The organism is Comamonas sp. HJ-2 (assembly GCF_053615495.1).
In genome coordinates, this window is record NZ_JBSIFD010000076.1 from 1 (window position 1) to 753 (window position 753).

Here is a 753-nt window from a genome sequence, read left to right on the forward strand (position 1 = left end):
CATGCGCGCCTGCAGGGCCTCGATGAAGGCCGGGTAGATCTTGTCGGTGACGATGAGGCGGCTCGATGCCGTGCAGCGCTGGCCCGTGGAGTAAAAGCCGCTTTGCGCCGACAGTTCCACGGCCTGGTTCAGGTCGGCATCGTCGAGCACGATCTGGGGGTTCTTGCCGCCCATTTCCAGCTGCACCTTCTTACCGCTTTTGACGCAGGCTTCGGCAATGCCGCGGCCCACGCCCACCGAGCCCGTGAAGCTGATGGCCGCCACATCGGCATGGTTCACCAAGGCTTCGCCGATCACGCGGCCTCGGCCCATGACCAGGTTGAACACACCGGCGGGGATGCCCGAGCGGTGGATGATGTCGGCCAGGGCCCAGGCACTGCCGGGCACCAGGTCGGCGGGCTTCAAGACCACGCAGTTGCCGAAGGCCAGGGCCGGGGCGATCTTCCAAGCCGGGATGGCGATGGGGAAGTTCCAGGGCGTGATCAGGCCGACCACGCCGATAGGTTCGCGCGTGATCTCCACGCCGATGCCGGGACGCACCGAAGGCAGGGTCTCGCCGCTCAGGCGCAGGCATTCACCGGCAAAGAACTTGAAGATCTGGCCGGCGCGACCGACTTCGCCAATGGCTTCGGGCAGGGTCTTGCCTTCTTCGCGCGCCAGCAGCTCGCCCAGCTCCGCCTTGCGCGCCAGGATCTCCGTGCCTATCTTGTCCAGGGCGTCGGAGCGCGCCTGTATGCCCGAGGTGGACCAGGC

At 66.8% G+C, this 753-nt stretch carries 1 protein-coding gene; it reads right to left on the bottom strand.

What is annotated here, in order from left to right; genetic code table 11:
* A partial coding sequence (locus ACWGXF_RS24390) for an aldehyde dehydrogenase family protein (protein ID WP_452102608.1) occupies window positions 1-753 on the bottom strand: 753 nt, incomplete at both ends.